Source organism: Achromobacter semiaridum, from assembly GCF_053543755.1.
Genome location: NZ_JBLVOL010000004.1, coordinates 1 through 26,238 on the forward strand (window position 1 = coordinate 1; position 26,238 = coordinate 26,238).

At 64.5% G+C, this 26,238-nt stretch carries 18 protein-coding genes and 1 tRNA gene; 10 read left to right on the forward strand and 9 right to left on the reverse strand.

Annotated elements, in window-relative coordinates:
* Positions 1-53: 53 nt before the first annotated feature.
* Positions 54-2,129, reverse strand: a complete 2,076-nt coding sequence (locus ACNPP0_RS00990) for an AsmA family protein (protein ID WP_448704786.1) — start codon at positions 2,127-2,129, stop codon at positions 54-56.
* A 355-nt stretch (positions 2,130-2,484) separates the two neighbouring features.
* On the opposite strand from ACNPP0_RS00990, the gene ACNPP0_RS00995 reads away from it, so the two are divergent.
* The gene (locus ACNPP0_RS00995; protein ID WP_448704787.1) at positions 2,485-4,410 is read left to right on the forward strand and encodes an LTA synthase family protein; all 1,926 of its coding nucleotides are present in this window, start codon (positions 2,485-2,487) and stop codon (positions 4,408-4,410) included.
* A gap of 20 nt (positions 4,411-4,430) precedes the next feature.
* On the opposite strand, the gene ACNPP0_RS01000 is transcribed toward ACNPP0_RS00995, so the two are convergent.
* Positions 4,431-5,036 carry a DNA-3-methyladenine glycosylase I gene (locus tag ACNPP0_RS01000; protein WP_332612959.1) on the reverse strand — a complete coding sequence of 202 codons (606 nt, stop codon included), beginning with the start codon at positions 5,034-5,036 and terminating at the stop codon, positions 4,431-4,433.
* A gap of 223 nt (positions 5,037-5,259) precedes the next feature.
* Between ACNPP0_RS01000 and ACNPP0_RS01005 the strand changes: the two genes are divergently transcribed.
* A complete protein-coding gene (locus tag ACNPP0_RS01005; RefSeq protein WP_046804230.1) occupies positions 5,260-5,721 on the forward strand; it encodes a YkgJ family cysteine cluster protein in 462 nt (153 codons plus the stop codon).
* 19 nt (positions 5,722-5,740) lie between these two features.
* Here ACNPP0_RS01005 and ACNPP0_RS01010 read toward each other — a convergent pair whose 3' ends face one another.
* Entirely contained in the window at positions 5,741-6,526 is a 786-nt protein-coding gene (locus ACNPP0_RS01010) for a helix-turn-helix domain-containing protein (RefSeq protein ID WP_332612960.1), read from the reverse strand.
* 106 nt (positions 6,527-6,632) lie between these two features.
* On the opposite strand from ACNPP0_RS01010, the gene ACNPP0_RS01015 reads away from it, so the two are divergent.
* The 7 genes from ACNPP0_RS01015 (at position 6,633) to ACNPP0_RS01045 (ending at position 17,706) form a co-directional block, all read left to right on the forward strand.
* The gene (locus ACNPP0_RS01015; RefSeq protein ID WP_332612961.1) at positions 6,633-7,070 is read left to right on the forward strand and encodes a Fur family transcriptional regulator; all 438 of its coding nucleotides are present in this window, start codon (positions 6,633-6,635) and stop codon (positions 7,068-7,070) included.
* Entirely contained in the window at positions 7,067-7,486 is a 420-nt protein-coding gene (locus ACNPP0_RS01020) for a hypothetical protein (RefSeq protein WP_332612962.1), read from the forward strand. Before ACNPP0_RS01015 ends, ACNPP0_RS01020 begins: the two co-directional genes overlap by 4 nt.
* 283 nt (positions 7,487-7,769) lie before the next feature.
* Positions 7,770-8,681, forward strand: coding sequence for a LysR family transcriptional regulator (locus ACNPP0_RS01025; protein ID WP_332612963.1), 912 nt, complete (start codon positions 7,770-7,772; stop codon positions 8,679-8,681).
* A gap of 160 nt (positions 8,682-8,841) precedes the next feature.
* A complete protein-coding gene (locus ACNPP0_RS01030; protein ID WP_448704788.1) occupies positions 8,842-10,464 on the forward strand; it encodes a methyl-accepting chemotaxis protein in 1,623 nt (540 codons plus the stop codon).
* Positions 10,465-10,646: 182 nt separating this feature from the next.
* Entirely contained in the window at positions 10,647-10,934 is a 288-nt protein-coding gene (locus ACNPP0_RS01035; RefSeq protein ID WP_448704789.1) for an MSHA biogenesis protein MshH, read from the forward strand.
* A gap of 411 nt (positions 10,935-11,345) precedes the next feature.
* Entirely contained in the window at positions 11,346-14,366 is a 3,021-nt protein-coding gene (locus ACNPP0_RS01040) for an autotransporter family protein (RefSeq protein WP_448704790.1), read from the forward strand.
* A gap of 298 nt (positions 14,367-14,664) precedes the next feature.
* The gene (locus ACNPP0_RS01045; protein ID WP_332612969.1) at positions 14,665-17,706 is read left to right on the forward strand and encodes an autotransporter outer membrane beta-barrel domain-containing protein; all 3,042 of its coding nucleotides are present in this window, start codon (positions 14,665-14,667) and stop codon (positions 17,704-17,706) included.
* Between the two features lie 96 nt (positions 17,707-17,802).
* Here the strand turns inward: ACNPP0_RS01045 and ACNPP0_RS01050 are convergent.
* The 6 genes from ACNPP0_RS01050 to mnmC all read right to left on the reverse strand — a co-directional run bounded on the left by ACNPP0_RS01050 (position 17,803) and on the right by mnmC (position 25,207).
* Positions 17,803-17,878: transfer RNA gene (locus ACNPP0_RS01050), tRNA-Lys, on the reverse strand.
* 135 nt (positions 17,879-18,013) lie between these two features.
* Positions 18,014-18,811 (reverse strand): MetQ/NlpA family ABC transporter substrate-binding protein, encoded by a 798-nt coding sequence (locus ACNPP0_RS01055; protein WP_332612971.1) that lies wholly within the window; start codon positions 18,809-18,811, stop codon positions 18,014-18,016.
* A 99-nt stretch (positions 18,812-18,910) separates the two neighbouring features.
* Complete coding sequence (locus ACNPP0_RS01060) at positions 18,911-19,564, reverse strand: methionine ABC transporter permease (RefSeq protein WP_006226291.1); 654 nt, start codon at positions 19,562-19,564, stop codon at positions 18,911-18,913.
* Positions 19,521-20,609 carry a methionine ABC transporter ATP-binding protein gene (locus ACNPP0_RS01065; protein WP_046804292.1) on the reverse strand — a complete coding sequence of 363 codons (1,089 nt, stop codon included), beginning with the start codon at positions 20,607-20,609 and terminating at the stop codon, positions 19,521-19,523. Before ACNPP0_RS01065 ends, ACNPP0_RS01060 begins: the two co-directional genes overlap by 44 nt.
* Before the next feature lie 228 nt (positions 20,610-20,837).
* Positions 20,838-23,063 carry a glycoside hydrolase family 31 protein gene (locus ACNPP0_RS01070; protein ID WP_448704791.1) on the reverse strand — a complete coding sequence of 742 codons (2,226 nt, stop codon included), beginning with the start codon at positions 23,061-23,063 and terminating at the stop codon, positions 20,838-20,840.
* Between the two features lie 269 nt (positions 23,064-23,332).
* Positions 23,333-25,207 carry a bifunctional tRNA (5-methylaminomethyl-2-thiouridine)(34)-methyltransferase MnmC2/FAD-dependent 5-carboxymethylaminomethyl-2-thiouridine(34) oxidoreductase MnmC1 gene (mnmC, locus tag ACNPP0_RS01075; protein WP_448704792.1) on the reverse strand — a complete coding sequence of 625 codons (1,875 nt, stop codon included), beginning with the start codon at positions 25,205-25,207 and terminating at the stop codon, positions 23,333-23,335.
* Between the two features lie 145 nt (positions 25,208-25,352).
* On the opposite strand from mnmC, the gene ACNPP0_RS01080 reads away from it, so the two are divergent.
* Positions 25,353-26,237 (forward strand): inositol monophosphatase family protein, encoded by an 885-nt coding sequence (locus tag ACNPP0_RS01080; RefSeq protein ID WP_332612979.1) that lies wholly within the window; start codon positions 25,353-25,355, stop codon positions 26,235-26,237.
* Position 26,238: the final 1 nt, after the last annotated feature.

Consider the following 26,238-nt stretch of genomic DNA (forward strand, 5'->3'; position numbering starts at 1 on the left):
GGCGGCGAGGCGGCGCGGCGGCGCGCTAGCCGAGGGCCGCCATCCTTACCGACCTACTTTCCCTTCTGCGCCGGCGCGGTCGGCGGCTTGCGCATCTGTTCCAGCAACGGCCCGCACGCGTTTTCGTCGTTGGTGCTGGGCGCGATCAAGGCCAGCAACCCGGCGGCCGGGGTCAGCAACACGCCCAACGCCACCATGCCCGCGCCGCGCGCGGCCAGCGGACCGACGTGCACGCCGACATCGGGGTCGCCGAACGTACCGCGCACGTACAAGGGCGAACGCAGCGAAAAGATGCGGAAGCCCTTGCTGTCGGGCGTGACGTCCATATCCATTTTTTCGTTCTTGAAATCGGCGGTGCCGGTGATGGTGATCAGGGCGTTTTCAGTGTCAAACACAAAGACGCGCGGCGTCATCACGCCATTCTTCATGGCAAGGTCGGCGGCGCCGCAATTGATCTTGACCTCGTCATCGCCAAACAGCTTGGACACGACGTAGTTGCCGACGTTCAGGCCGGCGATCTCCATCAGGCTGCGGCTGATGACGCCATCGTTGACCAGCATTTTGATGTCGCCGGTGGACGTGCCCAGCAGCGCCGCCACGGAGTTGCCGGTGCCGCTGACGGCAAGATCTCCGTTCAGTTCGCCCAGCGTCTTTTGCATGGCTTCGGTGGCGGGGAACAACTGCTTGAGTCGCAGGCGACGCGCATGCAGGTCCACGCGGCCGGCCATGGTCTCGTGGGCGCCGTCCAGATTGATGGTGCCGTTGATGTTGCCGCCCGCGATACCGAACTTGAAGGGGTCCAGCGTCAGCTTGCCGTCCTGCAAGACCACATGCACCGACAGGTCCGACAAGGGCAGCTTGCTGTCGTGGATGATGCGACCGGCGTCCAGCGAGACATCGGCATCCATGTCGCGCCAGCGGTCAGTGCGAAACGCCTGCGTGGGCAGCACCTTGCCGCCTTTGGGCTTGGCCGGCGCGTCCTTGGTCTTGTCGGCGGGGGCGGCGGCGGTGCCGTCTGCCGGCACCCCGATTAGCGGACCCAGGTCGACCATGCGCAATTGCTTGGACGACAACTTGCCCGTCAGCTTGGGCCGAGGCGCGCCCAGGGCAAAGGTGATGTCGCCATGCAGGTCGCTATTGCCGACCTTGCCGTTGAAATCCTTGTAGTCAAAGACGGCGCCGCCGGGGTTTTGCAGCTTGGCCACCAAGTGCCCGTCCGTGGAATACGGCGGCGTGTCCGGCAAGGTCACGCCGGTCAGGGGGTACAACTGCGCCATCGATGCACCGGCCAGCTTCAGGCGCAAGTCCAGCGCGCCCAGGTTGGCGGGGTCGGTCACGGTGCCGGTGATCGACGCCTTGGTGCCGCCCACGGCCACATCCGCCTGGACCGGGAAGGGTTGCTTGGGGTCTTGCAGCGCAAGCATGCCGCCAACCTTGCCTTCGCCCTTGGTGTTCAGACCTTTGTATTTGCCGTCGACCTTCCAGCCAAAGACGTAGTCGCGCGGCGCCGGAGCCTGGCCGTCCCGCGGCACGACGGCGGCGCCCGCCACATCGGCGAACGGCACGGGCTTGCCCAGCGGATCGACCAGCACCGTCAGGTCGGCCTTAAGCGTTTCGTCGACGAAGCCGACGCGGCCCTTGTCAAAACCGATCTCGTTGATGTCCAACACCCACGGCGACGGCTCGCCGGATTCGGGCAGCGTGAACACCCAGTTCGCGCGGCCATCGGCCAGCCGTTGCAAATCGGCGGCCGGCTCGGTCAGCTGGATTCTGCGGATGACGACGCGCTGGCGCAGCAACGGCAAAGGCGCCAGGCTGAATTCGCCGCGCTTGAGGGTGGCGAAATATGGGGCCTTTGCCCAGGGCGCGTTGCCGATCGAAATATCGTTGGCCACCACGTGAGGCCACGGCACCCAGGCCCGCCAACCGCCCTCGTCCTGTTCACGCTGCCACTTGACGCTTAGATCGCCATTGATGGCAAATGGCCGGCCGATGGCGGCGCTGGCGCGTTCGTTGATCATGGGCTTGGCGCGGTTCCAGTCAAAGGTGGCGATCACCACCACCAATACCAGCACGATCAGGGCCAGTGCCCCTACAATCCCGATCGCTATTTTTCTTGTTCGCGTCATGGCATTCATCCTTGGCGTTATGGCCGGCCCGTCACTGCCGACCCTATTTACCAACAAGGGTATCGCGGCCTGGGGGAAGGGTTAAGCTTGCCGGCCCCATAATGTGTGCGGATCTTTCCAAGCGGCGGCGCTACATGCCGGACGACATGGCGGTTGTCGCCTTGCCTGACGCAGCATGCGGCGTGCCCGGCAAAGCTGAAGCACAATAAGGCCCGTTACAAAGCGAAATAGCCGAATCCGTGACCGGCGTGGCCGGGCGCGCGGATTCGCTGAATTTTCCACGCGGCCGCTGATCCAATGCCCGCAAGATTTGTTTCGGCCCACCGGGCCGGATGCAGAACAACCTGGAGGCCCAATGCGGCATTCAACCCTGATTTTCGTAGTGGCGGCATTTGCGCTGCTGACGTTAAGCCGCTTGACGCTGGCCGCCTGGCAATGGCCGCGCGTGCGCAATGCCGGTGGCCTGGTCCCCTTGTTGCTGGGCGGTTTGCGCATCGACGCGCATCAGATCGCCGTGCTGGCCGCGCTGCCGGCGGTGCTGTCGCCTTTCTTTGGCCACTTTCCGATTGCCGCTTCGCTTGCCGGGTATTGGTACCTGGTGGCCTTCATGCTGCTGGCCTTTCTGGAAGTGGCCTCGCCGCCCTTCATCCTGGAATACGATTCCCGGCCCAACCGCCTGTTCGTGGAATACCTGAAGCACCCGCGCGAAGTCTCGGGCATGCTGTGGCGCGGCTACAAGCTGGTGCTGCTGGGCGCCTTTGCCGCCCTGGCGCTGATCGGCTGGGGCGCGTTCGCCCTGTTCGGACACGCCCGGGCCGACGCGGCGCTGACCTGGTGGCAGATGCCGATTGCCAGCGTGGTGATCCTGGCGGTGGTGATCCTGGCCATACGCGGCACGCTGGGCCATCGCCCGATCAACCCGTCGTCGGTGGCCTACTGCTCGGACGGCCTGCTGAACACGCTGGCGCTCAATTCGCTCTACAACGTGTTCTACGCCGTCTACAGCATGAAGAACGAAAAGTCCGCATCGGCGGTGTACGGCGGCATGGACGATGACCAGATGCACGACCTGGTGCTGGCGCAAGCCGGCCTGCCCAACCCGCCCGCCAATCCCGACTACCCCAGCCTGCATCGCCAACCCGCCACGCGCAAGACGGCGCGGCCGCTGAATCTGGTGATCATTCTTGAAGAGAGCCTGGGCGCGCAGTACAGCGCGGGCCTGGGCGGCGCCAACCTGACGCCGGAACTGGATGCGCTGGCGCGCGAGGCCTGGGCGTTTACGCGGGCCTATGCCACGGGCACGCGCTCGGTGCGCGGGCTGGAAGCCGTGGTGACGGGCTTTTTGCCCACCCCGGCCCAGGCCGTCTTGAAGCTGCCCCGCTCGCAGCGCGGTTTTTTCTCGCTGGCTGACCTGCTGGGCCGCCATGGCTACCATTCGCGCTTCATCTACGGCGGCGAATCGCACTTTGACAATATGAAGGGCTTTTTCCTGGGCAACGGCTTCAAGCAGATCGTTGACCGCGCCGACTTCGTCGACCCCGCGTTCGTCGGCACCTGGGGCGCGTCGGACGAAGACATGTTCAATCAGCTTGACCGCCTGCTGCGCGAAGACGGCGACAAGCCCACCTTCACGCTGGCGTTCAGCGTATCGAACCACACCCCTTGGGAATACCCCGCCGGCCGGATCCAGACAGAAGGCAACCCCGCCACCGTGGAAAACACGGTGCGCTATGCGGATTGGGCGCTGGGCCGCTTCTTTGAACGCGCCAAGGCGTCGCCGTACTGGGAGAACACCGTGTTCCTGGTGGCGGCCGACCACGATTCACGCGTATTCGGTGCCAGCCTGGTGCCCGTGCGCCACTTCCATATTCCGGCGGTGATCCTGGGCGCCGGCGTCGAGGCACGCCGCGACGACCGCCTGATCAGCCAGATCGACCTGCCGCCCACCCTGCTGTCGTTGATCGGCGTGGATACCGAACACCCGATGATCGGCCACGACCTCACGCGCAGCACGCCGGGCCGCGCGATCATGCAGTACGACAACACGTACGGGTATCTGAAGGAAAACGACCTGCTGGTGCTGGCGCCCAACAAGACGCCGGTGCAGTACCGCTACACCGCGCCTGAAGACTACGCGCCCGTTGCTCTGAACCCCGAGCTGGCCACCGAAGCACTGGCCCATGCGCTATGGCCCAGCTGGGCGTATCGCGAAGGCCGCTACAGCCTGCCCGGGCTGACGCCCGAAATGGCGGCCACGCCGGTGGACGCCGGCAAGCGCTGATCCCCGCGCCCCGGCGCGGATCAGCGTGGCCGCAGGAACCCCTTGCGCGCCTTGTCGCTGGGCGCATGGCAATGGCAGTCGGGGGTGTGGTCGTTGACCATGCCCACCGATTGCATGAAGGCGTAGACGGTGGTGGGCCCCACGAACTTCCAGCCCAGTTTTTTTAACGCCTTGGACAGCGCGATGGATTGCTCCGATGTCGACGCGCCCAGCGTCGAGGGCGACCCGTCGGGCGCTTCAAAGCGCCAGAAGAACGCGGCCAGTGACCCTTCCCGGTCGATCATCTCCAAGGCGCGCGCCGCGTTGTTGATCACGGCTTCGATCTTGCCCCGATGGCGCACGATGCCGGCATCGGCCAACAGCACCAGGATGTCTGTCTCGCCAAACTTCGCGACGCGAGCGGGGTCGAAGTCGGCGAAGGCGCGACGAAACGCCGCGCGCTTGTTCAGGATGGTGCGCCAGCTGAGGCCGGACTGAAAACCTTCAAGGCAAAGCTGTTCGAACAGCGCGCGATCATCCCCTTGCGGGCGGCCCCATTCGGTGTCGTGATAGGCCATGTATTCGGCGGATGTATCCACCCAGCCGCAACGGGCCAGGCCGTCGGGGAAGTCGTTTTTGGCGTTCAAGGCAAAGCTCCAGGCTGCGGTCAGGTACAGATGCTAACGCAGCAACGTCCCCGAAAAAAGTCGTAGCAGCCGCGGTCTGAATCCAGCTACTATTTGCGCTCTGATCCCGTGCCGGCCCTGTCCGCGCGCGCCCCGGATCCCAAACGGGCTTGCACCAACAGCAAGCCCGTTTTGCGTCCATCCCGGGGTTGGGCAGGCTTGCCAAACTTCCCCCCCCTCTCTCATGTCGCTGCTAGAGACCGCTGTTCTGACGTTCGTGTCGCCCGCCATCCTGGCCGGTGACAAGGCCGATGCCAACCCTTGCCTGGACTGCGGCGCCTGTTGCTCGCACTTTCGGGTGTCGTTCTATTGCGGCGAGCTGGCGGGCGAAAACGGCGGCCACGTGCCGGTGGAATTGGTCACGCAGATGAGCCCGCTGCGCGCCTGCATGAAGGGCACCGAAATGGGAGGCGGCCGCTGCATTTCGCTGCGCGGCGAACTGGGCAAGCCCGGCATCCACTGCGCCATCTACGAAGACCGCCCCACGCCCTGCCGGGAATTCGATATCTGGATGCCCGATGGGTCGCCCAACCCGGACTGCCAACGTCTGCGCGCAGGCCTGGGGCTGGCACCCGTTGCGCCCCGCCCCGACGCGGAAAACGACCCGCAAGGCCCGATGCATCCGGATCAACCCGCCGCGGCGTAGCAACGCATCCGCCGCACGGTCAATGCGGTTGCAGCCCCGCCAGATAACGCGTGGGCGTCATGCCGAAAGCCGCCCGAAAACTGCCGATGAAGGCGCTGGTGCTTTCGTAGCCCACCGACAAGGCCGCCTGCGTTACCGAGCCGCCCCGGCACAGCATTTCCAGTGCGCGCAGCAGGCGCGCCTGCTGCCGCCACTGCCCCAGCGTGACGCCAGTTTCTTGTCGGAACCTGCGCATCAAGGTGCGCGACGACATGTTCAGCCGCTGCGCCCATTCGTCGATGCCCGCCATGTCGTCAGGCGTATCCAGCAGCGTGTTGGCCAGGTCCTGCAGACGCGGGTCAACGGGCATCGGCAACAGTTGCGGCGTATGCGCGCGCGAGTCCAGTTCGTGCAACAGCACGTCAAACAACTGAGTCTGATAGGCGTCGGACATCTCGCCCGGCTGGCTGGCGCTGAACCGGTCAACCAGCGCTTCGATAAGTTTGGATGACGGCCATGACCGGCAGTGCGCCGGCAACCGGTGGCAGATGTCGGGCCGCACGTAAAGGAACGTGCCGCGCGCATCGCCGAACCAGCGCGCCCCGTGCGGCGTGCCCGGGGGAATCCAGCCCAGGCTGCCCGGCATCACCGTCCAGACCTGCGAGCCGGCCTGAACCACCACCAGGCCTTCGTGCACCAGCGTCAGCATGCCTTCGTCATGCACGTGCAAAGGCACGGCGATGCCCTTGGACTCGCGCCGCCCTTGCACGCTGAACGACGTCAGCGGCGTGTCGGGGCGCGCGTTGGCGATGGCCATGTGAAGCATGGTTGGCAACTTTGAGCTACAGGTTGACGGGTTCCCGTTAGCGGGCGAAGTTGAAAATGTACATCATTCTCATCAGTCGGGCATCAGCCCCCCGAAGGAGAAAACGATGGACACTACCCGGCTGCGCGACGCCGGCATCAAAGCCACCTTCCCGCGTCTGAAGATTCTTGATCTGTTTTATCAGCACGCCGGGCAACACATGAGCGCGGCAGACGTCTACCGCAATCTGATCTCGGACCGCAGCAGCATCGGCCTGGCCACGGTGTATCGCGTGATCACGCAACTTGAAGACGCCGGCCTGCTCAAACGCACTCAGCTCGACGCGCACAACACCGTGTTCGAGCTTAACGACAAAGGGCACCACGACCATCTGGTCTGCAAGCACTGCGGACAGATCCTGGAATCCAGCGATCCCGCCATGGCGCAACTGGTGCGCAAGATCGCCAAGCGCAGCGGTTTCCTGCTGGACTCCTACAGCCTGGTGCTCTACGGCAGTTGCGGCTGCAAAGCCGCCGCGCCGATCGCCCACGGAGAATTCGAATGAACCGCGACCATTTTTTCTTTCATGATCTATCGCGCTTTCCCATCGTGACCGCCAAGCACGGCGGCGCCCCCGACGGCTATTCGGCCAGCTGGATACGCGAGATGGAAATGCTGGTGGACAACCCGCAGAGCTTCGTCATGGTCATGCCCGACATGCGTATGGAAGCGGGCCACGACGACCGCAAGGCCATGATCGATTGGCAGACGCGCAACATGCAACGCCTGAAGGCACGTTGCCGCGCCTTTATTGCGGTTGAACGGGAACCGGACGCGCTGGACCGCATCCGCAAGCGCGGCGAGAAAATGGCGCGTGCGTTCGGCATGCCGTTCCTGGCGGTGGCCACCAGCGCCGAAGCCCTGCAATGCGCGCGAGAACTGCTTGGCCACAGCGGCCCCGGTGGATTCGTCGTGGATTGAATTTGCGTGTGATGCCGTAGTACCTGCGCGCCTTCGGGCGCGTTTTGCATTTGTGGCGCTACGCAAAAACGCGGCGGTTGCCGAAATTCGAATGCAATATTGATTATTTTGCGATTGTGGCAAAAGGTGTTGCTGGCATAAATTCCGTGTTTGGCACTTCCGCTGGTCCCTGCCCGCCGGGACTTGCGTGCGACGGCCGTTTCCGATGCCATCCGCCCCGCGCGCCATTTTTGCGGCTGCCAACCGCTTGGACTCGACATTGAGATTTACGGCATCCACGTCAATGAAGCGATTCCACTTCGATAGCACCGCGCTTCGTTATTTTCTTACCGTCGTCGACACCGGGTCCGTCAATGGCGCCGCCGCGCGGCTGAACGTTGTGAGCTCGGCGGTCAGCCGGCAGATCGCGGGGCTGGAACAGCGCCTGCAAAACCAGCTGTTTGAACGCCATCCGAAAGGCATGCGCGTGACCGAGGTAGGCCGCATTCTGGCGGACCACGCACGGCGCGTGGAAGCCGATGCCGCACGCACATACGCCGAGATCGGCGGCCAGAACGGGCGTTACACGCAAACCGTGAAGATCGCCGGCGCCCATGGCATTGCGGCGCGCGAGCTGCCGCCCAAATTCGCCGCATTCCAGGCAGAGCACCCATCGGTGCGCTTTAACCTGACCGTGCTGGACGCCGGCCTGGTGACCGAAAGGGTGCGCTCGGCCCAGGCCGACATCGGCGTCACGTACAGCCACGCGGCCGAACAGGACATTGCCGTCATCTGTGCACGGCCGGCTGAGATCGTGGCCGTGATGCGGCCCGGCCATCCCCTGGCCGCCCATGGCTCGTTGCATTTGACGCAGTTGTCGGGCTATCCGCTGGCGCTGCCCGAGGGCGGCAGCGCGTTGCGTCGGCTGCTGGACATGGCCTCAAGCCTGTACAACACGACCCTGTCGCCCGCCTTCACCTCCAACCATCCCGATGCGGTCTACCACTATGTGCAGACGGGCAACGCGGTGACCTTGTGCGCCCGCTTGACCGCCGCCGCCCAGCTGACGGCCGGCACATTGGTTTGCCGGCCAGTCGAAGACGCCCTGTTGAATGGCGGCCAGATCCAGATCCAGACCCACGTATCGCGCCCGCTGCCCGACGCGGCCCAGCGGTTTTTGCGCTATCTGCGCAGCGACACCGAAGGGTTGTTCTAGGCGCGGGCGCGCCACCGCCTGCTGCGTTGCCGAAACGACAACGGGGCGCTGAGAAATGATCAATTGTTAAATTTGTAATCTAAATTTACAGTCGTCGCGGGTTTATCACTTGATCTTGGCGGCGGGCCTCGCACCGACCGCCTTCGCTGGAGTCTCGCGCATGCTTAAGAACCTGAAAATTCGGACCGGGCTGCTGTCCGTCCTTACGCTGTTCGTCCTGGCGCTGGCCGCCGCAACCGGCATGGGCTGGTCGTTCGCCAAAGTGGCGGATGAAGCGGTCGACAACCTGAATCTGGTGTCCACCGAGCAGACCCGCCCGCTCTACGAGACCCAAGTCCTGCTGTTGCGCACCCGCATCACGCTGGTGGCCGCCTATCTGGACGTGCAGGCCGGGCGCACCGCCCAGGCGCAGGCCAGCGTCGAGCAGGCAAGCAAGTTCCTGGCTAGCGCGCGCAAGCGCTACGCCGTGTTCCAGACGGTACCCAAGCTGACGGAAGCCGCCCGCAAAATGACGGCGGACATGGATGGCGTATTCGACGCCTATGTCCGTAGCATCGATGCCCTGGGCGATGCGTTGCAGAAGCAATCCGCCGAAGGCTACGGCGCGGCGGTGGCCGAGGCCCGCGTCGCGGACGCCCGCTTCGAAGAGCGGCTTGGCGCCATCCTGACCCACACCGAGCGGCGCGCCATGGAGATCAACGACGCGTCGGACCGACGCTATGTGCAGGCCGAAACCGCCGCCATCGTCATGTTGAGCCTGGCGTTGCTTCTTGCCATCGGTTGCTGGCGCTTCATCAGCCGCCAGGTGTTGTCCCCGTTGAAAGAGGCCGCGGTGCATTTCGACCGCATCGCCTCGGGCGACCTGACGCAGCGCGTCAACACCGGGGCCGACAACGAAATCGGCGTGTTGTTCTTGGCCTTGAAACGCATGCAGGAAAGCCTGACGCGCACCGTGGCCGAAGTGCGCCGCAGCGTGAACGAAATCAACACGGGCGCGGCCGAGATCGCGTCGGGCAACACCAATTTGTCTTCACGCACGGAAGAGCAGGCCGCGTCGCTGGAAGAAACGGCCGCCAGCATGGAAGAGCTGGCCACGGCGGTCAAGCAGAACACCGAACACGCCCACCAGGCCAACGCGCTGGCGGCGGAAAGCCGCGGGGTGGCGATGCGCGGCGGCGAAGCGGTGCACCAGGTGGTGGAAACCATGTCGCGCATTTCGGATAGCTCGCGCCGCATTGCCGAAATCGTTTCGGTCATCGACGGCATCGCGTTCCAGACCAATATCCTGGCACTGAACGCCGCCGTGGAAGCGGCCCGGGCCGGTGAGCAAGGCAAGGGTTTTGCGGTGGTGGCGGGCGAGGTGCGGTCGCTGGCTCAACGCAGCGCGCAGGCCGCGCGCGAGGTCAAGGACTTGATCGAACAGTCCACCACCAACGTGGACAGCGGCGCCGAACAGGTGCGCCAGGCGGGCGAGACGATGCAGGAAATCGTGTCGTCCGTGCAGCGCGTTACGCAGATCATGGCGGAAATCACCGAAGCGTCGACCGAACAATCGCAGGGCATCGACCAGATCAACCGCGCGGTCACACAGATGGACGACGTGACGCAGCAAAACGCCGCCTTGGTCGAGCAAGCCGCCGCTGCCGCGTCGTCGCTGGAAGACCAGGCTGAGCGGCTGGCTGCCACCGCCGCGTTCTTCAAGGTGCCGGCCGAAACCATTATCGACGTCACGCCGCAACCGGTCGCGTTACGCCACGGGCACGCGCACGCGCACGCGCACTAAGGCGGTTACCGCCGCCTCATGCAAATGGCGGATACCGCCCTGCCATACCCTCCATTTGTATGAGTATTTTTTCCCTAAGCCGTTTTCCGGTTTAAGACTTGCCGGCTGGTGGCCGTTGTTAAAGGCGTGGGCGCTGTTATCCATGTGGCGCCCTGCCCCCACCACAACGAGCCGCCCGCCCAATGAACCGCGCCCTTGCCTGCATTTTCTGCCATTCCACGCTGGCCCAGGGCGCGCCGTTGCTGGAAAAGAACGGCGCAGCCATCTGTAAGAGCTGCGTCGACCAATTCTCGGAACGCTTTTCCGAACGCGCCTGGGTCATGGCGGCTACGTTGGAAGAACAGCTGGACGTGCTGCTGGAAGAAAGCCGGCGCGCGTTGACGCAAAGCGAATCGCTTTCAGAACGCGCGCGCAGTTGCGGCGTAAGCCTGCATATGCTGTCTGGCGCATCGGCGCGCACGCCTTCCTGACGCAAAACGGGAATATCAAGACCGCCCAATTCTCATTCTGGGTGGCGCGGGATTATTCGGCTGCGCAACGCAGCGGATATCTGCAAGGGGTTATTCCGGGGACGCATGGCATTGGGATATATGGACGCTTATATCGGCCTTCCTTAGGGTATTGAAGCTGTCAGCTGTCCGTAAGATCGCCTGCGCACGTTGAAAAAACACCGTTGGGCCAATTATTCAAAATCTGAACGCCCCCAGCGTTTTGTTTTTTGTCGACATTATTCGACGTGCCGTCCTGCCCGATTTCCCTTTGTCTGTGAAATGGCCATCCAGCGTCAAGTGCCAAGCACTGCTACTAAGCACTGGTACTACGCATTGATTATTAAGCTTGCGCCATTTTGCCGTCGCCCATGTCATTACCGAAAAGCGAAAATGCCTTCCTACGAAATGAAAAAAAGGGCGATTTGTCTTGCCCTGCAATCACTTGGCCTTAGCGGCGCGTGGTCGTTAAGCCTGCTGGCCGCGACGCCTGCGCTGGCCCAGAACATCACGTGGACGGGCACGCACAACAGCGATTGGCAAGACGCGCAAAACTGGTCCACCGCGACGCTACCTGGCCCCGCCGGTTATTTATTCATCAATAGCGTGGCACCCCGCGCGCCGGTTATCAACAACAGCGCTGGGCAGGCTGGCGTATTGTTTCTTGGCGCAATCGGCGGCCCATCGTTGACGTTGATAAATGGCGGGACGTTAAACAGCGGCAGCGCCATCGTCGGCAATTCGAATAATGGTTTTACGGCCGGCACGTCCGAGCTTGAATCTGGCGCGGCCACGATCAGCGGTACCGGCTCGCAATGGAACGCCACCTTTTTGACCCTCGGTTTATACGGCGCGGGCACGTTGAACATTACAGCGGGCGGCAAAGCCGTCACGGCCAACACTGTGACGCTGGGCGCGCACGTTTCGTCCAACGGCACGCTGAGTATTTCGGGCGTGGGCAGCGCGTTGCAGGCTGGGCAGATTACCGTCAGCGACAAGGGCGCCGGCGTGTTGCGGATTTCGGATCACGGCACGGCGCAGGGTTCCTCCTTGCTGGTCGCCAATAGCGCTGGCTCGGTGGGTACCGTCGAGATCCTCGGCGCCGAAGCCTCACTACAGACCAGCGGCGGCATGACGATCGGCGGGCGCGGCACGGGCACCGTCACCATCACCGGCGGCGCGTCGGCCACATCGGCAGCCCGAACCTATTTGGGCTCATACGCCGGCGGTGTCGGCAAACTGGCGGTGTCCGGAGTCGGCAGCCGGTTCTCGTCCGTGAACGATATGGCCGTCGTTGGCATGGACGCAGGATCGAAAGGCGAACTGACGGCAACGGACGGCGCCCTGGTGGACACGTTTCAGATCGTGGCGGGATACAGCGCGGCAAGCGAAGGCACCATCGTCGCCGACGGCCCGCAAACCAAGGTCAGGACGACCAGCGCATTCCTGGTGGGCTATCAGGGCAATGGCACCGTCACCTTGTCCAACGGCGCCATTCTGGAAACGGCTAATCGCGTCCGGATCGGCGATGTGGCCGGCTCGACCGGCACCCTGAATATCGGCGCCGCCGCCGGCGATGCCGCCACGGCGCCCGGCGTGGTGCAAGCGGCGCTTGGCGTGCGCTTTGGCAATGGGACCGGCAAGCTGGTCTTCAACCACACCGGCACGGATTATGTCTTTGCCCCCGCAATCAATTCCTTGTCACCGGGAATGGGCACGATCGACGTGCTGGCGGGCACGACCGTCTTGACGGGCGATTCGGGCGCCTTCAGCGGGCAGACCCATGTGCAAGGCGGCGCGCTGACGGTGAACGGCATCCTGGGCGGCACGTTGAATGTGGCCGGTGGCGCGTCATTGCGCGGGGTTGGCCAGGTTGGCACGACCACGCTGCAAAGCGGCGCCATCCTGTCGCCCGGCAAGCTTGGCGGCGTGCTGACCGTGGCGGGCGACCTGACTTTCTCGCCAGGATCGGTCTACCAGGTGATGGCGGATTCGCAGTCGGCGGCAAGCAGCCGCGTGGTGGTCAGCGGGACGGCGAATCTGGCGGGGTCGGCCGTCCATATCGGGCCGGACGGCGGTTTCCAGACGCAGCGCGAATACACGATTCTTAGCGCCGGCACGATCAACGGGCGGTTCGACACCTTGTCGTCCAACTACGCTTTTCTGGACCCGGCGTTGCGTTATGACGCCCAGAATGTCGTGATGCAGCTTGGCCGCAAGCAGGTGCCCGTGGACCCTGGCACCCCGGAAATGCCGACCCGCCCCATCGCCTTTGCCGACGCGGCGCAAAGCGGCAATCAACGCGCCGTGGCCAACGCGCTGGACAGCCTGCCCGCCGGCAACCCCCTGCACGACTACATCCTGACGCTGCCGGAAGGCGCGACCAGCGCCGCGTTCAACAGCCTGTCCGGCGAGGCGCACGCCAGCGTCACGTCCAGCCTGACCGGCTTTAACAACACGGTGCGCACCGTGCCGCTGGCCTATCTGCGCGCCAATATGGGCGCGGGAATGCGGCCGGGCGCCCCCACCGCCCAGGCCGGCGGCACGCCCTTGGCGTCCGCCTTGCCTTCGTCGAACGCGCAGCCCGCCTGGGCGGAAGTGATCGGCAACTGGCAAACCTTGAAAGGCAACAGCGATACCGGGCAAGTTCGCCAGAAGACAGGCGGCGTGTTCGCCGGCGTGGACCATGCCCTGGGCGGCGGCTGGCGCCTGGGCGGCGCGCTGGGCTTTACCGACGCCGACATACGCGTTGACGACCGCTCGTCCAAAGCCGATGTCGCCGGGTACAGCGCAGCCGTGTTCGGCGGCAAAGTGTTTGAGGTGGGGCCGGGAAAGTTGAATCTGATGCTGGGCACGTCGTACACCTGGCACGACATATCCACCGAACGTCACGCCAGCGTGGCGGGCGCTACGCAAAAGCTGACGGCCGATTATGGCGCCAGCACAACGCAATTGTTCGCGGAACTGGGCTACGCCTTGCCCGTGTCGGAACACGTCAGCGTCGAGCCCTTTGCCGGCCTGGCATGGAGCGACACGCGCACCCGTGGCTTCTCGGAATCGGGTGGCTCAGCCGCGCTGCGTGGCCAAAGCGACAGCGCCACGCAAACCAGCAGCACGCTGGGCTTGCGCGCGCTGACGAACTTTACGGTGGGCCAAACCGAAGGCCGCCTGCAAGCGACCTTGGGCTGGCGGCATGCTTTTGGAGACGTGCAGCCCCAGTCCGTGATGTCTTTTGATGGCGGACAAGCCTTTACCGTGGCTGGCGCGCCCATCGCACGCAATGCCGCGCTGGCCGAGTTGGGCGTCGAAACCGCCGTCAGCAAAAACGCGACGATTGGTTTGACCTACAGCGGCCAATTCGGCGGCGGCAATCGTGAAAACGCGGGGTCGCTGCATATGACGTGGAGATATTGATCGCTGCGTTTTGTCTTTTAATAATAATCAATGTTTCAAAGTTCGCGTTTTATATAACAGGATGGTATCCGGCGTCTATTTATTAATACTGCGGTTGGTATCCAGCACGCAGGTATTTTGAATATGGATGGTATCTGTTAACAAGCGTTTTGTTATATAAAAGAACTGGTATAAATTGCGTCCTTTTTTTCGTTAACCCATTCGGTTCAATCATATTGGCCTGTTACGTAGCAATACGTTTAAAACAATCCAGCAATGTTTGTGCCGTGGATTATTAATCGAGACAAAGGACGCAGTTTTGATATACGGCACGAAGAAGTGGCTGACGGCGACACTGGCGCTGGGTACGACGTATTGCGGCGGCGTCATGGCCGCCGACTTGACGGTTTCGCCCGGTAATACGCAAGTGTTCGACGGGTCGGCCAATTACACGGGTGGCGTGGACGTCAACGGCGGTACGTTGGTAATCGGTGGCAATGGCGGTGGCGCGGGCGTCACGCTGGGCGGCAACGTCAACGCATCATCGAATGGCACGGTGGCGGGCTTCGGCACCGTCAATGGGGACTTGAACGTCTCGGGCGCGCGGGTTGCGCCGGGGTACGAAGTCGGCACGCCAACCGGCGTTTCCAACGGCAACCTGGTCGTCAACGGCAACCTGTCGATGAACAACAGCGTGTTTGCCTTCGAGACCGGCTACGCGGGCCTGCCCATCACCCAACCCGGCACGGGCGACAACATCACGGTCCGTGGCGACGCCGCCATCAACAACACGACGCTGAACGTCACGGTGAATACCTTGGGCGTGAACGCGGGCTATTACCGCATCTTGTCGTACGGCGGCAGCTTGTCGGGCAACGGACTGACGCTGGGCAGCGTCACCGGCGACTCGGCACCCGGGGCCACCATCCAGTCGCTGACGGGCGATAAGCAAATCAACCTTATCCTTGGCCCCAGCACAACCAATCTGTGGAACGGCAACGGCGCGGCATCCGCCACGCGCGCGGGCGGCGGCAACGGCACCTGGAGCGCCTCAAGCACCAACTGGAACAGCCCCGGCAACGCCACGGGCGCCCTGCCGGATGGCGGCTACGCGATTTTCACGGGCGCGGCCGGCACGGTTACCGTGGACGGCGGCGCGGGCCCCGTCCGCGTGTCCGGCATCCAGTTCGCCACCGACCGCTACCGCCTGCAAGGCGCGCCTATCACGCTGGTGGGCAACGGCGGCAACCCGCCGGCGATCGTCGTGGGCGATGGCACCTATGCCTCGGGCCAGTTCGTCGACATCATCGACAACCCCTTGCAGGGCACACAGGGCTTCGTCAAGACCGGCCCGGGCTCGGTCATCCTGACTGCCGACAGCAGCGGCTTGACCGGCCCCATCCTGATCGCGGACGGCGCGCTGGAAATCGACGGCAAGTTGAACGGGCCGGTGGATATCGGCCGCGAAGTCGTGCTGGCCGGGGTGGGTCAATTGGGCAGCACCACGCTTTACCCCACCGCCGTGGTGTCGCCGGGCAATGATGGATCGCCCATCGGCACGCTGACCATCAACGGCAACCTGAACTTTGGCCAGGACACGATCTATCGCGTGCACGCCGACCCGGCCAGCAGCGCCAGCGACCGCATCCACGTCACCGGCGTTGCCTACCTGGACGGCAGCGTCGCGCACGTGGGTCCGGACGGCAACTACGCGCCGCGCACCACGTACAACATCCTGACGGCGGATGGCGGCATCCAGGGTCGGTTCACAGGGGCGTCCAGCGGCTATGCGTTCCTGACGCCCACCCTGAGCTACGACGCCAAGAACGCCTTCATGACGCTGACGCGCAACGACGTGCCGATCGGCAGCGTGGGCAACACGGGCAACGAAAACAGCGTGGGCGGCGCACTGGACCAGGAAGCACCGGCCACGGGCGGTAACGGGTCCGCGTCGGCCGGCAATGGGTCTGCGTCGGCGGGTAGTGGATCGACGCCGGCAGGCAATGGTTCGGCGTCCACCGGCAATGGGTCGACGCCGGCCGGCAATGGCTCGACGTCCGCCGGTACTGGTTCGACGCCGGCCGGCAATGGTTCGACGTCCGCCGGTAGTGGCTCGGCGACAGCTGGCAATGGTTCGACGTCCGCCGGCAACGCGACGACCGCAACCGGTGATACCTCCACCTCCACTTCGTCGACGACGCCCCCCGCCACCGGCAACGGCGCCACACCGACCGCCCCCGGTTCCACGGTTGTCGCCAGCGGCAGCACATCCGGCAAAGCCACGGCCGCCAGCCAGGTAACCGACGCGGTGCTGGCCATGACGCCGGGCCAAGCGCGAGCGGCCCTGGCGATGCTGTCGGGCGAAGCCTACGCCAGCACCACCAGCATCCTGCAAAGCCAGTCGGATGCCGTGCGTACCCTGCCCCTTTCGCACCTGCGCGCCAACCTGGACGCACCCGCGATGGCGGGCCGGCCCACGGCGCAACTGGGATCGTCCACGTCCGACGCGCTGCCACAAAGCGGCGCCTACCCGGTGTGGGCGCAGGCGTTCGGCAACTGGAGCACGTTCAAGGGTGACGGCAACGCGTCCAGCGTCAACCAGTCGGCCGGCGGCTTCTTCTTCGGCGCCGATGGCGACGTGGGCAATGGCTGGCGCATGGGCGGCGCGTTGGGCTACATCGGCAGCCACAACTCGATGTCTGACGTTTCCTCGCGCACGAATGTCGACAGCTACACGGCATCGTTGTTTGGTGGACGCAATTTCAGCGCGGGCCCGGGTGCCATCCGCTTCATGGCGGGCGCGGCCTACACCTGGCACGACATCGACGCCAAGCGCAACGTGGCGGCCGGCAGCTTGAACCAACGGCTGGAATCGTCTTACCACGCGTCGTCAACCCAGCTGTTCACGGAACTGGGCTACAAGCTGCCGATGAGCGACACGACCAGCATCGAGCCCTACGCCGGGTTGGCGTGGAACCAGCTGCGCACGCGCGACTTCAAGGAGACGGGCGGCACGGCGGCCTTGCACGGTTCGGGCAACACGGACGACGTGACCAGCACCACGCTGGGCCTGCGCGGCTCGTGGGATTTCGCATCCAACCGCGCGCCGGGCCGACTGACCGCAACGCTGGGCTGGCGCCATGCCATGGGCGACGTGAGCCCCAAGCAGGAATTGGCGTTTGAAGGCGGCAGCACGTTCTCGGTGACAGGCGTTCCCATCGCGCGTGACGCGGCGGTGGTGGGCCTGGGCGCTGAAATGGCCATCGCCCGGAACACCACGGCGGGCGTGGCCTACGACGCGCAGTTCGGCGGCGGCAACCGCCAGCAGTCGGGCGTGCTGAAGTTGGCGGTTAGGTTCTAAGAAGGAGAGTCCACGAACCACCGTCTCCCCGCAGACGAAAAAAAACGCCGCTAGTGATAGCGGCGTTTTTTCCATTGCGGGTCTTGCGGTGTTCTGTGGTGGGCTGAGCGAGACTCGAACTCGCGACCAACGGATTAAAAGTCCGCTGCTCTACCGACTGAGCTATCAGCCCGACCGAAGCCAGAAATTATGGCGGATTTCTTCGGACTTGTCAAAATAATGACGCCCCGATCCACTCGAGCGATCCGCGCATCCATAAAAAACGGCCGCTTGCGGCGGCCGTTCCCGGGCGGTGCGGCGTCCTGGATTACCAGGCGGCCACCACGGCGCCCTTGTACTTGGTTTCGATGAACTGCTTCACGGCCGGGCTGTGATAGACGCTGACCAGCTTGGCGAATTCGGCGCGGTCCTTGTCCTTTTCACGCACGACCAGCACGTTGGCGTAAGGCGAATCCGGCGATTCCTGGGCGATGGCGTCCTTGGTGGGGTTCAGGCCGGCTTCCAGCGCAAAGTTGGTGTTGATGGCCGACGCATCGGTGTCGTCCAGCGAACGCGGCAACTGGGCGGCGTCCAGTTCGATGAAGCGCAGCTTCTTCTTGTTTTCAACGACGTCGATCGGGGTAGCCTTCAGGCCGGCTTCCGGACGCAGCTTGATCAAGCCATTGGCTTGCAGCAGCAACAGGGCGCGACCACCGTTGGTCGGGTCGTTCGGCAGCGCAATGCGGGCGCCGTCTTTCAGTTCGGCCAGCGACTTGATCTTCTTGCTGTAGATGCCGATCGGGAAAATCACCGTCTTGGCGATGCTGACCAGCTTGTAGCCGCGGTCGGCGTTGGCGTTGTCCAGATAGGGCTGATGCTGGTAGCTGTTCAGATCCAGGTCGCCCGCGGCCAGCGCCACGTTGGGCTGCACGTAGTCGGTGAATTCGATGATCTGGATGTTCAGCCCTTGCTTGGCGGCTTCAGCCTTGACCACATCAAAGATCTGCGCGTGCGGGCCGGCGGTGACGCCAACCTTCAACGGCTTGTCTTGTGCCAGCGCGGGCTGGGCGAATACGGCGGCGCCAAGCGCGAATGCAGCCAGCGACTTCAAAACCTTGATGCTCATGTTGCGATATCCCGAGTAACGGAAGTAGAAAGAAGATTGAAGCAAGAGTGAAGCGAAATTGAAGCGATGTGATGCCAGACGAAAACGACGCTGCCGCGTTCAGCGATGCGACATGCGGCGTACGAAGCGGTCGCCCAGGCTTTGAATAGCCTGCACCAACACGATCAGCACGATCACGACCGCGGCCATGACGTCCGATTGAAAACGCTGGTAGCCGTAGCGGATGGCCAGGTCGCCCAGGCCGCCGCCGCCAATGGCGCCGGCCATCGCCGAATAGCCGATCAGGCTGACCACGGTGACGATGGTGGCGGCGATCAGGCCCGGCAAGGCTTCGGGCAACAGCACCTTCAGGATGATCTGCATCGGCGATGCGCCCATGGCGCGCGCCGCCGTGATCAGGCCAGGGTCCACTTCGCGCATGGCGTTTTCAGCAATGCGGGCCATGAACGGAATCGCGGCCACCGACAGCGGCACGATCGCGGCCGTGGTGCCGATGGACGTCTGCGCCACCAGCCGCGTGAACGGAATGATGGCGACCATCAGGATGACGAAGGGCACCGATCGCGTGGCATTGATGATGGCGCCCAGCACGTGGTTCACGGGCTGGTTCTCCAGCATGTTGCCGCGCGCGGTGACGGTCAGCGTCACGCCCAGCGGGATGCCGATGACCACCGCAATCGCGCTGGCCACGCCCACCATCAACAAGGTGTCAAGCAGCGACGTAATAAGCAGGTCGATCAGTTGCGGACTCATGAGCTATTTCTTCAACGGTAATGTCACGGGCGGTCAACGCGGCAATCGCGTCCTTGACCGCGGCGGGCGTGCCTTGGGCCAGCACGAACATCGTGCCCACGGCCACGCCCTGGATGTCTTCAACGCGGGCCTGCACCAGGCCCACGTCCAGCGAAAACTGCTTGGACAGATCGGTCAGGAACGAGCCCGACGAATCCGTGCCGGTCAGCGACAGGCGCAACAAGCGCACGGCCTGGCCCGGCTGCGCGGCGGCCAGCGCGGCGATGCGTTCTTTCACGGCGGCCAAGGTGGCGTCGGTCAGGTCGGACGCGGTGGCGGCCGACACCATGCCGCGCGTGACGTCATGGCGCGGCTGCGCGAACACTTCGCGCGTGCTGCCGATTTCAACCACTTCACCTTGCGACAGCACGGCCACCCGGTCGCACACCTCGCGCACCACTTCCATCTGGTGTGTGATCATCACGACCGTCACACCCGTCTTGCGATTGATGTCGCGCAGCAGCGCCAGGATGTTGTGCGTGGTTTCGGGGTCCAGCGCGGACGTGGCTTCATCGCTGAGCAGCACGTCCGGATTGTTGGCCAACGCGCGCGCAATGCCCACGCGCTGCTTCTGGCCGCCGCTGATCTGGCTGGGATAACGGTCACGCAGGTGTTCCAGGCCCACCAGCGCCAACAGCCGTTCGACACGCGCCGGGATTTCGGCCTTGGCCACGCCCGCGATTTCCAGCGGCAGCGCGACATTGCCGTACACCGTGCGGCGCGACAGCAGGTTAAAGCCCTGGAACACCATGCCGATACGACGGCGCTGACCACGCAGCTGCGCCTCGTTCAGTCCGGTAAGTTGCTGTCCGCCGATGGCAATCGTGCCTTCGTTCGGACGCTCAAGCAGGTTGATGCACTGGACCAGCGTGCTTTTACCGGCCCCGCTGGGGCCGATGATGCCGAAGACCTCGCCCTGCTCAATGTGCAGGTTGATGCCTCGCAGCGCCTGGAATTGTCCATGCGGCGTGGCATAGGTCTTGGATAAGTTCTCGATGTGAATCATGGCAAGCGATTTTGTATCTTTTCTCTTCTGAAGAGAACGACCGTTTTTTTCATTTTTAATAACTATAAGTAATATGGCGTACCGTTGCGCGCCCGCGAGTCATTGGCCCGCTTTACCCTATGAAGGAGGGCGACACGGCGACGGCAAAACGCGTAAAGGGCAGCCAGGAAGGAAAGCCCTCCTGACTGCCCCTTTATGACGATGGCCGGATTGCCGGCCGCGCCGATATCAGCGTGCGCGAGAAATGCGGACTTCCGCCCCCCGGCGCTTGACCTCAAGGCCTTCGGACGGCGAAATACGCAGCCCTTCCAGCCCCTTGATGTAGCTGGAGCCCTGCATCTGCATCACGCGAATCTTGTTGCGCATGACCACCGGGTTGTGCACCGGCATGCCGAACATCCAGACTTCGTCCAGGATACGGGCCGAATTGAATTCGCCCGTATGCTGCGCGGCGGGTCCCAGACAGAGCATGTGCCCTTCGCGGCCGAAAACCGGGAACTGGCCCAGCTCGCAGTCGATCGTCCAGGTGGTGCCGCCTTCGTAGCGGTGGCCGGTGTTCAGATCCCACCAGGCTTCGCCCTTGGGCAGATACACACGCACCTGCTTGCCCGGTTCGGTAACCGGCGCCACCAGCAGGGCTGGGCCCAGCAGGTATTGCAAGTCCCATTCGTGGGCGTGCGGGTCGTTGGGGAAGGACAGCGCCATGGAACGCTGCACCGGCAAACCGGTGCGGGCGGAATCTTCGATGGCGCCCAGCACATAGGGCACCAGGCGATAACGCCATTGCATCCAGGTGCGGGCTTGCGCCAGAGTGTCTTCGTCGAAGTCCCAAGGCATCAGCCCTTCCACGCCCTGGAACGAGAAGTTGGCCGAGAACACACCGACGGTCAACCAGCGCAAATACAGTTCGGACGTCATGCCGGCGCGGTCGCGCGAGGCCGAACCAATGCCATGGACCTGCACAGGCAGGCCGCTGGCGCCGATCGACAAGGCGGTGCGCAAGGTATGGCGCAGGCCGGCCCAGGAGTTTTCCGCCTGCGGCCCCACCTGCCATGGCAAGCGCTGCGCGGCGGGGAACAGGTCAGAGCTGGGCACGACGCCTTCAGGCGGCACTTTCAGGCCGGCCACGGCATCGAACAGCGCGCGGCGCACCAGCAGCGGGTACATGGTGCGCAGCGCGGGGCCCGTTTCGCCGTTGCGTGCCGCCACGCCATCGGGGATGGCGATCTGGGCGTCGCAGGCGGGCGCGTCCAGGCCGTCGTCGATCAGTTGGCGATGACGCTCGACCCACAGGTTGTAGATGTCGCGATACGTCAGGTCCAGCAAGCCGAAAGGCTGGCCCGAGGTGGCGGCGATGCCGTCAAAGACCTGAGCGGCGCCGTCTTCCTTGGCCAGCAGCCAGCCGCGATCTTCCAGTTCTTCGAACAACGGGCTGCTTTTGAGCACGCCGGGAAAACCGGAGGCCGCAACATGCACGTTGTGCTTATGGAAAAGCGCCAGCATCTGCTTGGCGTCGGGGAAGCGCTGGGCATCCCATTCGAAAACCGCCTTGTCGGACTGAAAGCCCCACGCCACCGGCTGCGCCAGTGTGACGGCATCCACCGGGATCTGGTTTTCGCGCATGCGCGCCACCAGGGCGACCGTCTGCGTGGGCATTTCGCCGGCAGCCTGGGTCAGCCACGCGCCCATCGCCCACAGCACGGGCTGGCCGGCGCGGCCGGTCAACGCGGTGTATTGGTTCAGGATTTCGGCCGGCTCGCCTGCGAACAGGAACACGTCCAGCACGGCGTCGTCAACGGTCAGCACATAGGCTGAATCCGCCGGCGCAACGCCCACGGCATGTTCCACGCGACGCATCGTGTTGACGTAGACGCCCCAGCCGCGCGGGCTCCATGCCAAGGGCAAGGCGCGATGCTCGGGGTCATCAGAGACGACGGATTCTTCGCGGCGGTTCAAGTCGCCCGGGGTTTCGCCCAGGCCGAAGACGCGCTCGTCGGCTTGCAAGGTAAACCCCGCCGTCCAGACTGCGTCGTCTTCCTTGTCCAGCGCGTTATGCCCGAACGCGGGCGTATGCGCCGAGACTTCCGACTCGAATACCCGTTCGTCGTTGCGGTACATCGCAACGCGCACGGGGTTGGACTGGATCTCCAGGGCGACGTCGCCCTGGGTGATGCGCCAGCCGTCGCCGCCATCGCGCGGGGCAATGGTGGCTTCGCCCACGGCCTCTTGGCGCGCGAGCAGCATCTCGGCCACGGCGCGCGCACGCGCGCCGGGCTTGTCATCGTTCAGGTGGTTCGCCTCGCCGCAGCGCAGGCGAAAAACACCAGGCGCATGCGCCTCGACTACCAGGTGCAACCCATCGCCCGCGTCGAAATCAAAACGACTGGGGCGGGACGTCAGCAGCTCGATGTTATCGAGCTGGGTAGTATGGGCAAAGTCGAACTTGGGCGGCACAGAGCATCCCCCGGCTTAAGCCAAAAACCATCAAAAGACGCTATTTTGACGGATTTGAGCTTTGAAATAAACTCGGTCCCTCTTCTGGATGGCTTTCTCATCCTTAAAAAGGGGTCGTAAAGCCCTCGGCCCACGCGTATCGGCCTAGTGCCGCGCGCCGCCGAAACGCCAACATCAGGCCCATTACGGCCTATTTGGCGCCAAATCCTGGCAATTACCGCAATTCTACGCCACCTGGCTTCGGCCCCTGCCAGAGAGCCAACTTTTTTTCACCTTGGTGAAATAAGTTGAGCCAGATCGGTTTCCAGCACGTCCGGCTCGCCGCTCAGGCGAGCTGCGATGACATCCCCCATCAGCGCCGACCACGACAAGCCCCGCGATGCATAGCCGACGGCCATCCACAGACCGGGCGCGTGGCGCAATTCGCCCACAGCGGGCAGCCGCCCCGGCAACACGGCGCGCCCCCCCGCCCACCCCCGCAGCGACCCGGGCACCAAGGCGTCAAAGCCCGGAAAGTGGCCGCTCAGCAGCCCCGCCGCCTTGGCCAACGTGGTGCGTTGGCCCGGCTCGGTCACTACGGCCTGAGCCGCGCCGTGCTCGTAGGTGCTGCCGACCACGCAACCCGCGCCCACATCCGGCAGCAAATACCCTTCGCCCCCCACTATGCAGCGCGGGCCGCCGTCAAGCGCGGCAGCGGGCACCAACGTGACCTCGCCCGCCAGCGCGTGCATCTGCGCCACGCGCGGCAAGGGATCCAGCAAACCGCTTTGCTTCAATAACGCTTGCGCCCCAAAGGCATTGGCCAGGATGACGGTTTGCGCTTGCGCCAGCTCGTCGCCCTGGGCGTCCATGACACGCCAGCCCTGCCCCGACGCCTCGACCCGCGCCGCGTTGCCGGGCACGACGCTGACGCCGGGCGTTTGCAGCAGGGCTTCAATAAGACGGTTTGGCTGAACCAGCATGCCCTGCCCGAAGTACACGCCGCCCCGCGCCACCGGCAGGCCCGCCAAGGCGCCGGCTTCGTCGCGGTCCACGCACCGCACCCAGTCGCGGGGGAAGGCCAACGTTTCCAAGGTGCCGGCCAGCGCGGCCGACTTGCCGGCGTCGCGTTCAACCTGGACCGTACCGCAAACCCGGGGCGCGGCATCGCCGGCAAGCCCTTGCCAGCGGGCGAGCGCGCGTTGGCTTCCCGCGCGGGACAGGCGTGCGCGCGCATTGTCGTCGCGAGCCACCACGGGCGTCAGGGCGGCGGCCACATGGCCCGCATGCGCCGGCTTGCCCAGCGCCCATGCCGCATCCAGCACCGTCACGCGCCAACCGCGCCCGGCCAGCGACTGGGCGATGCCTGCGCCCGCCAACCCTGCGCCAATCACCACGGCGTGCTTCACGGCCACCGGGCCCGCGATGGCGGCGGCCATTTGCCCCTGCGCGCGTGCGATGCCCTCGGTCATATGCCACTTGCCGCCGTAGCCCGGCGCGCGCCGCACGTCGAACCCCGCATCCTGCAGGGTCTGCCGCAGTTCGCCGGTGCATGCCCAAGTGGCCACCGTGGCGCCCGGTGCGGCCAATTGCGCCAGATCGCGCAGCAATGACGCCGACCACATGCCCGGATTGCGCTCGGGCGCGAAGCCGTCCAGGAAGAAAGCGTCCACGCGCGCCGACAGGCGGGGCGCAATGACCCCGGCATCGCCCAAGCCCAGTGTCAACGTCACCGCACCGCTTTCGAACTCCAGCCGATGCAGCCCCGGCAACAGCGCGGGCCATTGGTCAACCAGGCGCTGTGCCAGGTCGGCCAGCGGCGTGGCGGCGTAGCGGGCCAGCAAGGCGGCAAGGTCATCGCGGGTAAAGGGATGCCCCTCCATCGACACCACATGCAGCGCGGCAGGCCGCTGCGGGTCTTGCCGCCAGGCTTGCCACAGCGCCAGAAAGTTGAGTCCCAGGCCAAAACCGGTTTCGCAGACGGTAAATGCGTCGCGTCCACGCCAGCGCTCGGGAAGGCCGTTACCACGCAGGAACACGTGTTCGGCCTGGCCCACCGATCCGGGGTGCGGGTGATAGACGTCGCCGTACACGGCGCTGTAAAGCTTGCCGTCTGCGTCGAATTCGATCACTGCGGGGGTCAGGGGTGCGTAAGGCGCGGACATGGGGTTTTCGAAAGAATGGACAGGGTTGTGACAGACGCGAATTATCGACGGGCCGCCGCGCAGACGTTGGATGGACACCACGCGTTGCCCGGCTTTCGCGCGGCAGCCGCGAGTTTGACGCAATCATGGGCTTACACTGGTTTACATGGACACCTATGATCAGCCCCGCTCACTGGCCCAGCCCATCGACCTGTGCGCCGCGATCGATGCGGCAGTTACCGCAGCGCATGGCGGCGCGGCCATCTTGCAATCCTACGCGCATCACCGCGCCGATCTCGTGATCGACCGCAAGGCGCGCAACGATCTCGTTTCGCAGGCGGACCGCGAAGCCGAGGCCGTGATCATTCAGGAACTACGCGAGCGAACGCCAAAGTTCGGCATCGTGGCAGAAGAGACGGGCGGCAAGCCGCAAGGCAGCGCCACCTGGTACATCGACCCGCTTGATGGCACCACCAACTTTCTGCACGACATTCCCCACTACGCCGTGTCCATCGCGCTGATCGCCCACGCGGGCACGGCGGTATCGGCCACCGAAACGCTGGCCGAAGATACGCCCGTGGTCGGCGTGGTGTACGACCCCAATCGCGAAGAACTGTTTACCGCCGTGTACGGCATCGGTGCCTGGTTGAATGGCCGGCGCATCAAATGTTCGCGTACGCAGACCCTCGAAGATTCCGTGCTGGCCACCGGCTTTCCGTTCCGCGATTTTTCCTTCGCCGACCAATACATGCCCATGCTGAACGACGCCATCAAACGCGCGCGCGGCGTGCGGCGCATGGGCGCGGCCGCGCTGGACCTGGCATGGACGGCTTGCGGCCGCTACGACGGGTATTGGGAAATGGGGCTGGCACCGTGGGACGTTGCCGCCGGCACGCTGATCTTGCGCGAAGCGGGCGGCACGTGTTCAGACATGCACAAGCTGGACCCCTGGCCTATCGGTGGACGCGTCGTGGCGGGCAACCCCGCCATCGAACGCGCCCTGCACGACATGATCGCGCCGCACCTGGACAACGGGCCGGCTGCTTCCTGAC

What these genes read in the sequence shown, in the direction of transcription:
- ACNPP0_RS00990 (WP_448704786.1), bottom strand. Translation starts at nt 2,129, where the DNA reads ATGACGCGAACAAGAAAAATAGCGATCGGGATTGTAGGGGCACTGGCC.
- ACNPP0_RS00995 (WP_448704787.1), top strand. Translation starts at nt 2,485, where the DNA reads ATGCGGCATTCAACCCTGATTTTCGTAGTGGCGGCATTTGCGCTGCTG.
- ACNPP0_RS01005 (WP_046804230.1), top strand. Translation starts at nt 5,260, where the DNA reads ATGTCGCTGCTAGAGACCGCTGTTCTGACGTTCGTGTCGCCCGCCATC.
- ACNPP0_RS01010 (WP_332612960.1), bottom strand. Translation starts at nt 6,526, where the DNA reads ATGCTTCACATGGCCATCGCCAACGCGCGCCCCGACACGCCGCTGACG.
- ACNPP0_RS01015 (WP_332612961.1), top strand. Translation starts at nt 6,633, where the DNA reads ATGGACACTACCCGGCTGCGCGACGCCGGCATCAAAGCCACCTTCCCG.
- ACNPP0_RS01020 (WP_332612962.1), top strand. Translation starts at nt 7,067, where the DNA reads ATGAACCGCGACCATTTTTTCTTTCATGATCTATCGCGCTTTCCCATC.
- ACNPP0_RS01025 (WP_332612963.1), top strand. Translation starts at nt 7,770, where the DNA reads ATGAAGCGATTCCACTTCGATAGCACCGCGCTTCGTTATTTTCTTACC.
- ACNPP0_RS01030 (WP_448704788.1), top strand. Translation starts at nt 8,842, where the DNA reads ATGCTTAAGAACCTGAAAATTCGGACCGGGCTGCTGTCCGTCCTTACG.
- ACNPP0_RS01035 (WP_448704789.1), top strand. Translation starts at nt 10,647, where the DNA reads ATGAACCGCGCCCTTGCCTGCATTTTCTGCCATTCCACGCTGGCCCAG.
- ACNPP0_RS01040 (WP_448704790.1), top strand. Translation starts at nt 11,346, where the DNA reads ATGCCTTCCTACGAAATGAAAAAAAGGGCGATTTGTCTTGCCCTGCAA.
- ACNPP0_RS01055 (WP_332612971.1), bottom strand. Translation starts at nt 18,811, where the DNA reads ATGAGCATCAAGGTTTTGAAGTCGCTGGCTGCATTCGCGCTTGGCGCC.
- ACNPP0_RS01060 (WP_006226291.1), bottom strand. Translation starts at nt 19,564, where the DNA reads ATGAGTCCGCAACTGATCGACCTGCTTATTACGTCGCTGCTTGACACC.
- ACNPP0_RS01065 (WP_046804292.1), bottom strand. Translation starts at nt 20,609, where the DNA reads ATGATTCACATCGAGAACTTATCCAAGACCTATGCCACGCCGCATGGA.
- mnmC (WP_448704792.1), bottom strand. Translation starts at nt 25,207, where the DNA reads ATGTCCGCGCCTTACGCACCCCTGACCCCCGCAGTGATCGAATTCGAC.
- ACNPP0_RS01080 (WP_332612979.1), top strand. Translation starts at nt 25,353, where the DNA reads ATGGACACCTATGATCAGCCCCGCTCACTGGCCCAGCCCATCGACCTG.